The 14,123-nt window shown below is 44.9% G+C and carries 10 protein-coding genes and 2 pseudogenes; 4 read left to right on the forward strand and 8 right to left on the reverse strand.

The window, feature by feature from the left end:
• Positions 1 to 5: 5 nt before the first annotated feature.
• Positions 6 to 1,268, reverse strand: a complete 1,263-nt coding sequence (gene rhaA, locus R5H20_RS15890; RefSeq protein WP_006637704.1) for an L-rhamnose isomerase — start codon at positions 1,266 to 1,268, stop codon at positions 6 to 8.
• Positions 1,252 to 2,715, reverse strand: coding sequence for a rhamnulokinase (gene rhaB, locus R5H20_RS15895; protein WP_040348201.1), 1,464 nt, complete (start codon positions 2,713 to 2,715; stop codon positions 1,252 to 1,254). Before rhaB ends, rhaA begins: the two co-directional genes overlap by 17 nt.
• 757 nt (positions 2,716 to 3,472) lie before the next feature.
• On the opposite strand from rhaB, the gene R5H20_RS15900 reads away from it, so the two are divergent.
• Both R5H20_RS15900 and R5H20_RS15905 read left to right on the forward strand, forming a co-directional pair.
• Positions 3,473 to 4,486 carry an AraC family transcriptional regulator gene (locus R5H20_RS15900; RefSeq protein ID WP_006637706.1) on the forward strand — a complete coding sequence of 338 codons (1,014 nt, stop codon included), beginning with the start codon at positions 3,473 to 3,475 and terminating at the stop codon, positions 4,484 to 4,486.
• Between the two features lie 72 nt (positions 4,487 to 4,558).
• Entirely contained in the window at positions 4,559 to 5,353 is a 795-nt protein-coding gene (locus R5H20_RS15905; RefSeq protein WP_006637707.1) for an SDR family NAD(P)-dependent oxidoreductase, read from the forward strand.
• A 196-nt stretch (positions 5,354 to 5,549) separates the two neighbouring features.
• Here the strand turns inward: R5H20_RS15905 and R5H20_RS15910 are convergent, their stop codons facing one another.
• Positions 5,550 to 7,331 carry an acid phosphatase gene (locus R5H20_RS15910; protein WP_006637708.1) on the reverse strand — a complete coding sequence of 594 codons (1,782 nt, stop codon included), beginning with the start codon at positions 7,329 to 7,331 and terminating at the stop codon, positions 5,550 to 5,552.
• Positions 7,332 to 8,007: 676 nt separating this feature from the next.
• Positions 8,008 to 8,397 carry a tautomerase family protein gene (locus tag R5H20_RS15915; protein WP_006637709.1) on the reverse strand — a complete coding sequence of 130 codons (390 nt, stop codon included), beginning with the start codon at positions 8,395 to 8,397 and terminating at the stop codon, positions 8,008 to 8,010.
• A gap of 280 nt (positions 8,398 to 8,677) precedes the next feature.
• Between R5H20_RS15915 and R5H20_RS15920 the strand changes: the two are divergent.
• Together R5H20_RS15920 and R5H20_RS23625 are read left to right on the forward strand one after the other, a co-directional pair.
• Positions 8,678 to 9,581, forward strand: a pseudogene (locus R5H20_RS15920) (gluconate:H+ symporter).
• A 96-nt stretch (positions 9,582 to 9,677) separates the two neighbouring features.
• Positions 9,678 to 9,855: pseudogene (locus R5H20_RS23625) on the forward strand (sigma factor-like helix-turn-helix DNA-binding protein); the annotation flags it as partial.
• A gap of 124 nt (positions 9,856 to 9,979) precedes the next feature.
• Here the strand turns inward: R5H20_RS23625 and R5H20_RS15925 are convergent.
• The 4 genes from R5H20_RS15925 to R5H20_RS15940 form a co-directional block, all read right to left on the reverse strand.
• Positions 9,980 to 10,501 (reverse strand): DUF2812 domain-containing protein, encoded by a 522-nt coding sequence (locus R5H20_RS15925; RefSeq protein ID WP_006637712.1) that lies wholly within the window; start codon positions 10,499 to 10,501, stop codon positions 9,980 to 9,982.
• 1 nt (position 10,502) lies between these two features.
• A complete protein-coding gene (locus R5H20_RS15930) occupies positions 10,503 to 10,838 on the reverse strand; it encodes a PadR family transcriptional regulator (RefSeq protein WP_006637713.1) in 336 nt (111 codons plus the stop codon).
• Between the two features lie 280 nt (positions 10,839 to 11,118).
• Positions 11,119 to 12,480, reverse strand: a complete 1,362-nt coding sequence (locus R5H20_RS15935; RefSeq protein WP_006637714.1) for a 6-phospho-alpha-glucosidase — start codon at positions 12,478 to 12,480, stop codon at positions 11,119 to 11,121.
• The gene (locus tag R5H20_RS15940; protein WP_006637715.1) at positions 12,480 to 14,057 is read right to left on the reverse strand and encodes a PTS transporter subunit EIIC; all 1,578 of its coding nucleotides are present in this window, start codon (positions 14,055 to 14,057) and stop codon (positions 12,480 to 12,482) included. Before R5H20_RS15940 ends, R5H20_RS15935 begins: the two co-directional genes overlap by 1 nt.
• Positions 14,058 to 14,123: the final 66 nt, after the last annotated feature.

Here is a 14,123-nt window from a genome sequence, read left to right on the forward strand (position 1 = left end):
CCCCTTCAAATCGCTCTCTGTTTCAATACGCTTTCTTCATACCGTTTAACTTCCTGTAGCCATTGCCCACGCACTGGGACACCTTGCTGCTCGCAGAAGTAATCCCATACCGCGCCAAACGGATACATTTTCAATTCTTCACGCAGCGCGAGACGCGATGTATAATCACCCGCAAGCTCCATCTGCTTCAACTGATCGGCCGGTTCAAGCATAGAGCGCAGCAACGCTTTTTGCATGTTCTGTGTTCCGATAACCCATGCGGCAATCCGGTTAATACTTGCATCAAAAAAATCAAGGCCGATCGCCGTCTTGAACAGCAGATCATGTGTGATAAGTTCACGTGCGATTTCAAGCAGTTCGTCATCCAGCGTAACAACATGGTCGCTGTCCCAGCGTACAGGACGGCTCACATGCAGCAGCATCCCGCTAGCGAATAGAGACAAAGCAGAAAGTTTGTTGGATACGACCTCTGTTGGGTGGAAGTGTCCAGCATCCAGGCAAATCATCTTGTTGCGGGTTAAACCATATCCCATATAAAATTCATGCGAACCGACCACATAGCTTTCGGAACCGATCCCAAACAGCTTGCTTTCTACGGCATCCAGATTATAGCGTTCATCAATTTTTTCAGCGAACACTTCATCCAGTGCCGATTCAAGACGCTTCCGAGGCCCCAAACGGTCTACCGGGACATCCTTGAATCCGTCAGGAATCCAGACGTTTGTAATACATGTTTGCCCCGTTTCTTTTCCGAAGTATTCCCCTACTTTTCTGGCCCGCTTGCAGTGTTCAATCCAGAATGAACGAATGTCCGGATTTGGGTGGCTCAATGTAAACCCATCGGCCGATTTCGAATGTGAAAAACATGTTGGATTAAAGTCAAGCCCCAATCCCTGTTCTTTTGCCCAAGATACCCATTTTTCAAAATGACGGGGTTCGATTTCATGAAGATCAACTTTTTCTTCTGTATCCATGTAAATCGCATGCAGATTCAGCTTATGCTTTCCGGGAATAAGCGAGAATGCCTTTTCCAGATCCTGCCGCAGCTCTTCTGGAGTGGTCGCCGCCCCTGGATAGTTGCCTGTAACAGAGATCCCGCCGGTCAATTCTTGGTCTTGATTCATAAAACCGCGTACATCATCACCTTGCCAACAATGCATTGAGATTTTGACATCCGCTAACTTCTTGATCACTTCCTCTGTGTCAATTCCATGAGACGCATACAACTCTTTTGCCTGCTGATAGTTTTGATTAATCAACGTACTCATCATTTGTTACCTCCTTAAATTGTTTTATCAGTTTTTCGCGCTCCAGAGCCCGAGGCTCAAACTTGCCGATTTCAAATGAACTCCGGATGAGCCGTCTTGCTTCCTCGAGCGTTGCCACCTCGCCAGCCGCCATCATCTGCACCAGCACATTGCCTATCGCCGTTGCCTCTGCAGGTCCTGCATAGACGGTTTTTCCACTTACATCAGCGGTCAGCTGGTTTAGATAAGCGTTTTTTGCCCCGCCCCCGACAATATGAACGGTTTCAATGGATTTGCCTGTCAGCTCAGTAAGCTTGTTCAAAACAATGGCATAAATAATGGCCAGATTCGAGTAAACACATCCCGCAAGCTCACCCGCCGTTTCCGGAACCTTCTGATTTGTTCTGGCGCAGTATGCTTGTATCTCAGCGACCATATTGTGTGGATTCAAAAAGCGGTCTTCATTGAAATTAACAAATTGCTGAAATGGCTTTTCCTTTTTCGCTTCAGCAACGAATCTATCAAAATTGTAATCTTGCGGCAGTATTTTCCGGATTTCCTGCATCACCCACATACCGATGATATTTTTGAGAAAACGCGTCGTACCGTTCATTCCGGCTTCGTTCGTAAAAGCTTCCTTGAAAGCCGCTTCGGTTACAATTGGATATACCGATTCAATCCCGATCAAAGACCAGGTGCCACTGCTAAGGAAAGCCCAATTGTTTCCATCTCCGGGGGTTCCGACAACAGCCGATGCCGTATCGTGGGAAGCTACAGTATACACGTCGCAATCAGGAAGGTCGTAAGAAGGGAACAAGGTTGGATCCAACTTACCGATGAATGTGCCTGGCTCCACAATCTCAGGAAACTGATCCGGCTTTAAGCCGATAACCTTTAACAGTTCCTCGTCATATGTTTTTGTTTGCAAATTAAAGAGTTGCGTTGTCGAGGCGTTTGTTACCTCATTAACTGCTTTTCCGGTAAGCCGGTAATTCAGATAGTCGGGAATTAAGAGAATTTGCTTGGTTTGTGCAAGCTTATCTTTTTCTTCTTCATACAATTGATACAACGTGTTGAATTGAAGAAACTGGATGCCTGTCTTGCGGTAAATTTCTTCCTGCGAAATTCTGTTGAACACCTTTCCCATCGTTTCCGCCGTACGTGAATCCCGATAAGAAACGGCTTCTTGCAAGCGCTTTCCACCATCGCCAAGAAGGAGATAATCAACTGCCCACGTATCAATTCCTACCATACAACTGTTATGCCCACGAGATTTTACAATCGCCAGTCCTTTAATTGTCTCCGTCAACAAGTGGTCTATGTCCCAAACACATTTTCCATGGTGGTTGGTGAAGCCATTGGCGAACCTATGAACCTCTTGCAGCTGCAGTTTTCCCTCCTCCATGCTGGAGAGTATGAGTCGTCCGCTGGAAGCACCTATATCAACAGAGACGTATACATGATTCATTCCGCTCTCACCTTACCTTTCACATCTTGAGGAATGTGTATTGTAGCCTGCAAGTCTAGATTAATCCCAAAACAAAAATAAATCAACACTATTATTTTTGTTTTGTTTGTATTTTATGTGTATTTTTTATTAAACAAAGAAAAAAACAGAGTGATCCAGTCTAAAAGTCATAACCATGTCACTTTGATCTGATACTAAGTATGGGATGCTGTTTCGGCAGTCTCACACACACAACTCCCCTTTCCCTCTTCCATCCAGAAATATCCTCTATGGGTATTCCTCTTGTTATCGATTGCCTTTTTCTTAAGTGATGTAACAAAGAAATATTAAAGATTCATTTCGATGGAAAATAAGAGGAGTGAATGGAATCAAGTTTATTTAACTTAATAAGCAAGCAGTGTCAATGGTAGACTAAATGCAGAAGTCAACCGACCGAATTGCTTGCAATCATGACCGAACACGGGATTGGACTTCTACAATCAGTATTAAACAAAAGGTCTTGTTTGATTAACGACATCTTTAGTTAAGATGGGCGAACCTATATGAATAGATAATGATAGAATAGATGCACCGAATATAGCGGTAGAAGCTGGTTGTTGCCGCCTTAGTGTTCCTGACAGACATATCCGGCGTAATCGGCAAGTAAAATGTCGCCTTTTGCTAGTTACAGAGCGACATTGGATAGGTAAAGTTAAAACTGTCCCGTCAACATGGTGGAACGCACTCACAACAAAAAGCAAAAGGAGGGCTCATATGTATGACGTCTCATGCTCGTATTAAAATCCCGGCAGGATTTTGGACAGGCTTGCGCCAGTTAGGGATTGCCGCCCATGATGTGGTTCGAAAAGCACGGCTGCCGCTCACCATTATCACTGAACCAGTTGTCACCACCACCCAATATTTCGCGATCTGGCAGGCTTATTCAGATCTCATCGATGACACGGCCAAAGGAATCATCGAGCTTGTGACCGCCTTTGAAACAGCACATTATCCGCCGGCCGTCTTAGCGACTTACCATGCTCGTGACTACCGCGACGCTCTAAAAAGAATGGCCCGGTACAAACAACTGTGCCCTCCCGAAAGCTTGCGCATCACCGAGGAAGGCGAGCACTGTACAATCGAACTGGAATGGTTGAATACCGAGCAAGCCGGTCCGCCGATGCTGGTTGGTATCACACTGGCATTTCTTCTGGAGCTTGGCCGCCGGGGCACAGGTCAACCTTTGACGGCGAGGCTCGTCGAATTTTCGCACTCAATGGGCGACGTACAGGCGCTTGAAGCTTACTTCGGCTGCCGTATCCGGATTGGTGCCAATTGTAACCGGTTGACGCTGCATCGAGGAGATCTGGACCGCCCCTTTGTCTCGTACAACGCAGAGCTGCTGGAGATTCTAACTCCCGCGCTGGACCAATCGCTGGATGAGCAGAAACACAGCCTCTCAATCACCGAGATGGTCAAATGGATCATGAAACGGAGCCTGACAGCAGGACGTCCCGACATTCAGACTGTCGCAAGCGAGTTGGGGATGAGCGATCGCACCTTACAGCGCCGGCTTACCGACGAAGGCACGAGTTCCAAGCACCTGTTGACACAAGTCCGGCATGAGCAGGCACGAGAGTACTTGGCAGACCCCTCGCTCGATATTAAAGAAGTGGCCTTTCTGATTGGATATGAAGACCAGAACTCATTCTACCGGGCCTTCCGCCTTTGGGAAGGCGATACTCCTTCAAATTGGCGCACTGAACATTTAGGTACAAACCCGATCAATTGACTTTGTCCTACAATAATTTGCCAACACTATATTTAAAGAAGGATAAATCATAATCAAAAGGAGAAATTGATGATGGATATGGGATTACGCAATAAAACAGCTTTAGTCACAGGATCAACGAAAGGCATAGGCAAAGCAATTGCCATTGAACTTGCCAAAGAAGGTGTCCATGTCCTGATTAATGGACGAAATAGTGAAGAGGTAGAACGCACTGTCAATGAAATAAAAGCGGATTTCCCTGCTACCTCTCCTCAAAATGCCGCAGCCGATATTGTGGATATGAAGCAGAGAGAAGCTTTATTTGAAAAATACCCTGCCATTGATATTTTAGTTAACAATATGGGTATTTATGAAATGATGAAATATGAAGACGTTGACGATGAAGTATGGGAAAAATACTTTCGCACTAATGTTCTTGCCGCAAACGGCTTGTCTAAATATTATTTACCTAAAATGCTGAAGAATAATGATGGCCGCATTATCTTTATCGCGAGTGAAGAAGCCATTATGCCTTCAGGACAAATGCCTCAGTATTGTATGACAAAATCAATGCTATTATCATTATCAAAAAGTTTATCTAAATTAACAAAAGGAACAGAAGTGACAGTCAATACGATCATGCCAGGACCGACACTCTCTGAAAATGTGCAGCAAATCATTGAGGGTTTGTATCCTAATGAAAAGATGACTTTTTCAGAAAAAGAGAAAGAATTTATGGAGGCAAACCTGCCCCAATCTGAAATACAGCGATTTATTAAGCCCTTTGAAATAGGCAGGCTGGCTGCATTTGTATGCAGTCCTTATGCATCCGCATTTAAAGGTTCTCCAATCCGTATGGATGGCGGAATGGTGCCGACTATTTTTTAATCAAGGGCTTTGGGTTTTCAGGCGATCCGTCAGCCTGTCACCGGCATCATCAATCATCATGAGCACCGATAATCATAAAACAAGCTGGTGGCAATAACCACCAGCTTGAAAACATATTCTTTATGGAGTGAACTCCTCGGCAACACACCATGATCACCTGCTCTTTTTTAGGATAGCAGGTGCTTGGGACGCAAACTTATTTTGCTTTGACTTTTAATTGGATACTGTTGGACTTATAGATTAATTTCACTTTGTACTTGCTTGGCAACCCCACGGTCTCGATTGAGGAAAATGAGCCATGACGCTTATGATAGGTGATGATCGTGGACCCATCAGCCGGTACGTAATGGTCCGAAAAACGGAGACGCAATGTCCCTTTCATTTTTGCCTTGCCCTTAATGTTGAGCAGATCTTGTTTACCGCGAAGATTGAGCTCAAGTATACCCTTGGCAGATTGTTTGTAGTCTCCCCCGATGATCAGTTTTCCTGACACTTCTTCTTTCAGGGTGCCTCCGTTGTTTGAAACATCGCCTCTCCCAAAGGCTGTCTTCGAGTCGCCTTCAAGTGTTCCCTGATCAATCCGCGTACCGCCGGAATATGTATTGTTCCCCTCCAGCTTTAAAGCACCTGTCCCTTTTTTTGTCAGCTTTCCAGTACCGGAGATATCGTTGCGCCAGCGATCCAACGCATGGAAGCCGCCTTTGGAAGAATCCATGGTCACGGTAACATCTTTGGCAAAAGCGCCATACCCATCGGCGGCGGAAAAGAGATCAAGCCGTCCCCACCCTTCAGCATCATCAAGAACAGGATAGCCGGAAGGAAGACCGGTAGTGGCTAAAATCCACCGGCGCTGCGTGTTGTCAAGGTATGGAAAACGTGTTTCCAGCAAGACTTCAGCTCTCTTAGGAACCGCCATCGGTTTAGTTGGCCGATGAATTTGGCCAAATCCATATGTCAGTCGTTGGATATATTGTTTTTTATTCGCGTGATAATCGCTGAACCGGTCTTCCGCTGTCCCGGTTTGCGTTAACAACTTGCTGCGGGCTTCAGCATAAGCAGCCTTTTTCAACCTTTCATTGGCTGGATCAGATAGGATAGCGGCCGCCAATGCGGTTCCCATTACACGTCCTCCCATTACATCAAGCGGGGAATGCATCCCGGCAACAATACGGTTATGGCCGAGTTCCGAAGCCCTGGTAAGCAGTTCCTGATAACGCTCCGGGATGGCATAGGCCATAGCAAAAGCGCTGAGATATGCGGCATTCGTATGTCCGCTGGGAAACCCTCCATCTTTGCTAGGATCAGGATTTATAGCGGGAACAAGGGTTGGTACAATGACTGAATTGCTTTTCCAGCGAAACGGACGGGGATAATTAAAGTATCCCTTAGCCGGGTTTGCTGAAGAATAAGTACCTCGTAAAGTATTGACCAAGCCCACGATGTTTCCAAGATGAGAACCCGTACTGCCTGCATTGGTTCCTTTATCATCATATTTTTTAATCAAGGCATCTGCCGGGATACTGTTGATCGTTGTCGTGGCTCCCGCATTCATCCGATATACATCGGTAAGCGGACCAAGACCGTCAATCACACTGTAGCTCTGATTCCTGCGATCATCAAAATATGCAGCATTTTCCTCACTAAAAGTACGGCGTTCAGCAATGTCAACAACTTTTTGAATGTTGGCATCCAACACGCTGCTGTTCAGTTTGGTACCGCTATTCCAGGTACTTCCGGGAGTCCAAAGCTTATTAAATCCGGAAAGTACCCCGATCACCGGATTAGAATTCACTGTAATATTAGCAGAGCTGTTATTTTTGTAATGATCTGCGAAATATCCTGCAGGGGGCGGCGTCGGCGGGGCTACTGTTTTTGCTTTAGCTGTTGCGCCCGCATTGCCTACACTCAGGGAACTTTGCAAGAGTGCCAGAGAACATACAGCCACCAATAAATGCTTCCTCATCCTTGGTAATTTCATTTACATCATATCCCCCTTGCTCTTCATTCTATCTCCAACAAGCTATTAGTTATCTATGATCGTAACTTACATTTGTTAATGAAATCGTGTTATTTCATTAATATTTTGTTTATATTTTTCAGCTTCACCCTCCAACATTAACCTTTAGTCTTAAAACCGGTAAACAAAGACGTCATCGGCACATACAGCTCGGGCCTGGAGCTAGAAAAAGTCACCTTCGGCCCTTGATTCGAAGAAGGGAAAATCCGGTCGCAAAATCGCATAGGAGCGCTGGATCTTCCCCGGATTGTGAAGCACGCTGACAGGCTGAGAAGGAGAAACAGAAGAAATTTATAGAGGGCGAAAAGCCGCTGACTTCCCGTCAGCAGCTCACAACGAATAGCTCTTCATTCCATTAAAAATCTACAATGACATAGATCCATTTCCACCTTTGATCAACCAATAATATGTTCCTTAAAAGGTCACGGGTGATGAGAAAACGATCCAGGACAAAGGCATCATGCCAAAAATAATACCGGCATGTTGTAAATCACAGAGCCCCCCCATTTCCCCAGCGAAAAGCAAGTGAACGTAAAAAAAGAACCCTGAAAAGAAAAAGGGTTCTAATCGCAGCTGTAAATTTTTACAAAGGATGGAAGCGTCTCTTTTAAGCCCCCGGTAAATTCCTTTCGAGGGCTTACAGCTTTCCAGTTAAAAACTGCGCTTCGCCAAGCCCGAAACTCCAATCGGCATCACCATTTTCGGTAATGGACACCATTACATCTTCTGGGGAAATACCGCATTCCGCTTCAAGCTTTTCAGCCAGCAAAGCGTACAATTTCTCTTTTTGGCTCTTCGTTCTTGTTTTACTGGTGATGCTGATCACAACCAAATCTTTAGATCTATTCAACCCCAAGCCTGTATCCTGGATAATGAGCTCATTCGCCGGGTGCTGATGTACAATTTGATAGCGGTCTCTCTCCGGAACGTTAAACGCTTCTACCATCGCGCAGTGGGCGGTATCTAACAATGTTTTTAATGCTTTTTCATCGCGGCCTTCGATTAGATCGAAACGTAATAATGGCATGTTGTATACTCTCTCCTTCATCATTTTTGATCTTGCTCAAGAAATCAAAGGTTCGGTTTTTTTCCGCCCTTGATCCATTGTTTCGATTTACAAGACAATGGATAGATCAAACTGATAAAAACATAACATATAACCAAAATATAATCAACATTTTATCAACTTATCATTTTGTTATCCACAAGAGTTTTCCAAAAATCAGTTGACATTAATTCCTTAGGAGATTAGTATGTAAATAACAGTTAACCAACAAGTGACAATCATATAATCATAAAATATTTTTTTGATATTCTACGAAAGCGTTTTCTTTCGGCTCGTTACTCACGGATTCCTGCCTCCGCATCCGGCTCCTACCGCTATCTCTGTCGCTTATGGCGAGAATATCGGGCAAGTGCTGCTGCTCGGTATCATCATCGCAATTCCGACGGCTGTGATCGCTGGTCCGTTATTTCGCGATGAAGAGGTTTCCGAATGCGTATCAAAAGAGCGGAAATTTATCGGCTTTAGGGCCGAGAAAGACATTTCAGCTTGAGGAAACACCGGGATTTGGCATCAGTGTGGTCACCTCATTATTTCCGGTTATCTTTATGGCTGTCGCAACTATTTTTTCTTTCGTATTTAAAGGAGATTCGAAAGGAAAAGAAATCATTGAATTTATCGGTACGCCGGGAACCGCTATGCTGATTTCTCTTTTGCTTGCCATTTATACAATGGGATATGCGCGCAAGATTTCGATGCAGGAAATTGGAGAATCTTTATCGCAGTCGATTTCACAAATTGCCATGATGTTATTAATCATAGGAGGCGGCGGAGCGTTTAAACAGGTGCTTATTGACGGCGGCGGCGGTGATTATGTTGCCGATCTGTTCAGCCGGACAACTATGTCGCCTCTCTTAGTTGCGTGGATGATTGCTGCCGTTCTCCGGCTTTGTTTAGGCTCTGCCACAGTGGCGGCGCTGACCACTGCGGGAATGGCTGCTCCCCTCATGACGGCGGGGGATGTAAATCCAGGGTTGATGGTGCTGGCAACCGGGGCGGGAAGCGTGATTGCCTGCCACGTAAACGATGCCGGCTTTTGGATGGTAAAAGAATTTTTCGGACTGACTATGAAGGAGACATTTCAAACATGGACGCTTTTGACGACGGTGCTTTCTGTCACGGCTGCGTCCTATTGGCGGGATTGTTGATTTCATAAGAACTAGTGCAGGACGGGCGGAACATATTGAAGTTTTTAAACAAGAGCCTTATAAAGAACTCCCTGATAAAATCAATCGGCGCCGGATCAATTCATCGTCGGCCGCTTCGGCCTTGCTTTGAAGATAGAGAAAACACAGCACGAGTTCGCCAAGGCGTTCGGGATCCCACGGGGCTATGTGTCCCGGATCGAAAAAACGGGCGCTGATGAAGATGTTTTTTTATCGGGCTGAGGAGAAGATGCTGAAGAGGACAAATCGCAAATGAAGAGATAATAAGAATAAGGGCTAGGATAATAAAACCCTAGCTCTTTTTGTATTCTAATATTTATATAGATCTACCATAAAATAAAAAAATTCCTCGTGGGAAACCGGTCAAGTGCGAAAAGAAGTCACACTGATTTTCCCCATTTTCCAAATATTCTTCCTATTGCCGCAACAAATGTAAGGATAAACGGTAAGGCCACGACAAAGCATATCAAAGGCACCCACTTTGATATGCCAGTTATGTAATGAAGCATTGCTGTTAAAAGAGTTAAGCAAACCAAGGTAATAGTGACATGTCGAACGGATTTTTCACTTCTCTTATACTTTTCAATCAGGGTTGATCGATCAGTATATATCGGAGAAGTCCCCGGCTCAGCGGCGAAGATGTGCATCCCGTGGTAAGAGCATATATGTGCCCATCCTGCGGCTGCAAACGTTTCTATATAATCCTCAAAGCCGTCTTCATCAATATCCTGATAATCAATACTGTACGTCAAATTCTTCGAATCGGCTTTTTTTAGCCTATACCCCATAAATGCAAATGAGTCGAGCACCCAGCCTTTGCTGGCCATATCACTGAGTTTTTTCATATCTTTTTCTTCTGAAAAGGCCAAGCCATCGGACATGATATATTTTCTTTGTTTCATATTAATCCCCTTTCAATTGTTGAAAAGCGAGCTCTCCGTGCTCAGCCATCACTCTTTTGCGTTGAATTTCTTTTTTTAATAATTCTCGGCCGTGCAGAGTTGTTTGGTATACTTTGCGGCGCGGGTTGTCGTTGTCTACAAGTTGAATGACCCCTGCTTGAAGTAATTTCTTTAACAGTGTGTATAGAGTAGCCGGACCGATAGCAAATGAATCGTCGGTCATCTCCTCTATTTCCTGCATGATGGAATATCCATGTTTTGGTTCTAGCAATGTTAAGACGATGTAATACGCTGGATCGGTGAGCTGATCCATTTCCTGTGAACGCTGCTTTGGCAAGTGGTCACCTCATTTCTTATATCAATAACTAATATATCACTTATTGATATAATAGAATTTTCCTTTTGATTTGTCAATACGATATTCTTTCTGAATTCTGTCATCATAAAGAAACCACCGCCGGCTGAGATCACTTTTTTGGTATCACAGATAGACTACCGCCTTTCCCGGCTCCGGCCGCTCTATCACTCATATTTTTCCATCCGGATTCTCAAATGTTCGTTTTCCTCTTTTTACTTTCTAAGAAAAAAGAGCTCCTCCAAAAAGAGGAACTCGTACTTTACGAATGAATCAAAACGCCGTCTCTGTATTTGCTTTTCAATTCCGGCCAATACGCTTTGTTCGCCTCGATTAAATCGTCCAAAACGGCTTTTGCCACTTTTGAGGAAGGAAGTGTTTTGTTTAATGTGAAGGCTTGCAGCGCTTTCTCATAAGATCCTTCTGTTATCGCTTCTACCAGGATTTTTTCCGAGGCCAGCTGCTGATCGATCATGGCTTTGTAAAAGTACGGAATGTCCCCGACATATTCAGGTGCCGGACCGTCGGCATTGATCAGGCAAGGCACTTCGACCATGGCATCATCCGGAAGATTCGGGATTGTGCCGTTGTTTTCAACCATGACAAGGTACCGTTTCCCTAAATTTTTCGCCAGAGATACGGTGACATCCACGATGAAAATGCCATGCACGCCTACATGGAACTGATCGGAAAGCACACCCGTCTCTTCATATTGCTTAACGGTTTCAAACAATGTTTTTTCGCGGCCGTTCATGACCTCATTTGCCCTTGTATATTCTTTATTCGATGTCTCCACAATCAAATCTGGCAAAAGATAGTATTGCAAATAAGGATTTGGGATGTATTCCGGAAAAAAGTCCATTATCAATTTGATATTTTTAAAGGTTTTGATCCAAGATGCGTCCGCATGCCGATAATCGATTTTGGAAATATCCTCTGTCAGTAATCCGTGTTTATGGATATGCTCCCGGAGCTCAGGCAGACGGTCAACGCCGTAGACTTCGACTTTTGTAAACCAGCCGAAATGATTCAGACCGAAGTAGTCAACAACCAGATCTTCCCGGTTGACGCCGAGGATGGCGCTCATATTGCGCATCGTTGCAACCGGCATATCACAAATATTCAGGACTCTCGCTTTCGGACGCAGTTTCCTTACGGCTTCCGCCACTATTGACGCAGGGTTGGAGTAATTGACGATCCAGCAAGTCTCTTTTGCATATTGTTCAACAAAATCAATTAATTCCACCATTGGGGAGATCGTTCTTAACCCGTACGCCAATCCGCCGGGTCCGCATGTTTCCTGGCCGACAACATCGTGGGAAAGAGGGATTTTTTCATCAAGTTCCCTCATTTTATATTTTCCTACCCTCATTTGGGCGAACACAAAATCTGCGTCTGTAAATGCCGTCTCTGGATCAGTTGTGTCCACGATGACAATCTTGTCTGTATATTCGGAGATAACCGCTTTCGCTGCAATGACCACCTTTGATTGGCGCTCGCCGTCGATATCATAAAAACGAATTTCTGATAACGGAAGGTCTTCCAATCGTTCCATTAAGCTTCTGATAATCCCAGGGGTATACGTGCTTCCGCCTCCTGCAATGGCTAATTTGTACGTTTTCATTATGTAACGCCTCCTAATGTCATATCCACTTGATCCCTAACATGTTTTACATGTAGTCCATAGACGACTTGTACATTGTTGCCGGATTTTATCACACCTTTTGAGCCGGTTTGTTTTAAGGTTGCTTCGTCAACGATAGTTGGATCTTTTAAAATCAGCCTTAATCTCGTATAACAATTATCTACATTTTCAATATTGTCTTTTCCGCCCAATGCCTGGATGATCGTTTCACCGAGACCGGAGGCGGCGGTATGTCCTGCAGCTGTTTCCCGCTGTGCGGCATATTCCTGTGTCGCCGCTGTACCGGAAGGCACCTCATCCTCTTCACGGCCGGGTGTTTTTAAGTTCAGTTTTACAATCAGGAACCGGAAAGTGACAAAGTATAGCGCGAACATGATCAAGCCAACAACAATAAACATCGGCCAATTCGATTTTGTTGTACCGAGCGGCAAATTGTACAGCAGGAAGTCGATGATCCCGTTCGCACCGATTGCATGTACGTCGAAAATGCTGAGAAGCATCATTCCTGTACCGGCAAGAACGGCATGCACAACAAACAGGATCGGCGCGACAAATAGAAATGAAAATTCCAATGGCTCTGTTACGCCTAAAAGAAATGAAGTAACGGCTGCCGGCAGTAAAATGGCTTTTGCCTGTTTCTTTTTCTTTTTACTGGCAGTGGCATACAATGCCAGCGCAGCCCCCATCAACCCGAACATCTTGCTTAACCCGCGGGCATCCCAGTTTACTGTGCCGCTGAGCACTTTCACCGATTTATCGGCCATTTCGGCAAAGTAAATATTTCTGGCACCGTAAATCATATCGCCGCCGATATGGGCTGTTCCGCCTAATTCTGTATACAGGAAAGGCGTATAGATGAGATGGTGCAGCCCTGTCGGTATAAGAATTCTTTCGAGAAAACCGTATACCAAAAATCCGAACACACCTAAATCTTTAATGCTGTTTGCCAGCCATGTAATGCCGTTTTGGGCAAACGGCCAAAATTCCGAGGCCAGCGCGCCAAGAATCATCGCGCTCGGAATCGCCAAAATGGCGACAAACCGATGGCCGGAATAAATTTGCATCACGCCTTTAAATTGTTTGTCACAGTATTGATTGTGAAGAACACTGACAAGCGCTCCTAGTAAGATCCCTGAAAATACACCCATTTCAAGAACTTGGACATTTAAAACAAGTGCCTGACCGGATGCTTGCATCTGATCAGCAGGAACTAAGCGGTTCGACAGCTGCATCACCTGGTGCATCGCGTTAATAAAAATGACAAAGGATACCAGACCTGTTAGCGCGGCATAGCCTTTATCTTTTTTCGCGAGTCCGATCGGAATGCCGACAGCAAAGACCAGCGCCAGGTTTTGAAGAATAGAAACCGCTGAACCGGATATAAATTGCCCGAAGTGCTGTATGAAGGGATAATTGAGAAAAGACACGTACTTTGCCAGATTGCCGTTCCCAAAAACATTCCCGAATGCGATAAACAGCCCGATGATCGGCAATATCAAAATCGGCGCAAATAATGATTTGCCAAAAAGCTGCAGCCCATTTAAAACCCTTTTCATCCCAACCTTCCTTTCGCATAAAGTAAGCGTTATCAATTACAAACAAAGTATAGCGCCGGGTCCACG

The organism is Bacillus sp. KICET-3 (assembly GCF_033261025.1).
Classification (GTDB): Bacteria; Bacillota; Bacilli; order Bacillales; family Bacillaceae; genus Bacillus; species Bacillus sonorensis.

Bases quoted from the DNA above. Each gene is read 5' to 3' on its own strand.
- rhaB (WP_040348201.1), bottom strand. From the start codon at position 2,715: ATGAATCATGTATACGTCTCTGTTGATATAGGTGCTTCCAGCGGACGA.
- R5H20_RS15925 (WP_006637712.1), bottom strand. From the start codon at position 10,501: ATGAAACAAAGAAAATATATCATGTCCGATGGCTTGGCCTTTTCAGAA.
- R5H20_RS15935 (WP_006637714.1), bottom strand. From the start codon at position 12,480: ATGAAAACGTACAAATTAGCCATTGCAGGAGGCGGAAGCACGTATACC.
- R5H20_RS15915 (WP_006637709.1), bottom strand. From the start codon at position 8,397: ATGCCATTATTACGTTTCGATCTAATCGAAGGCCGCGATGAAAAAGCA.
- rhaA (WP_006637704.1), bottom strand. From the start codon at position 1,268: ATGAGTACGTTGATTAATCAAAACTATCAGCAGGCAAAAGAGTTGTAT.
- R5H20_RS15905 (WP_006637707.1), top strand. From the start codon at position 4,559: ATGGATATGGGATTACGCAATAAAACAGCTTTAGTCACAGGATCAACG.
- R5H20_RS15910 (WP_006637708.1), bottom strand. From the start codon at position 7,331: ATGAAATTACCAAGGATGAGGAAGCATTTATTGGTGGCTGTATGTTCT.
- R5H20_RS15900 (WP_006637706.1), top strand. From the start codon at position 3,473: ATGACGTCTCATGCTCGTATTAAAATCCCGGCAGGATTTTGGACAGGC.
- R5H20_RS15940 (WP_006637715.1), bottom strand. From the start codon at position 14,057: ATGAAAAGGGTTTTAAATGGGCTGCAGCTTTTTGGCAAATCATTATTT.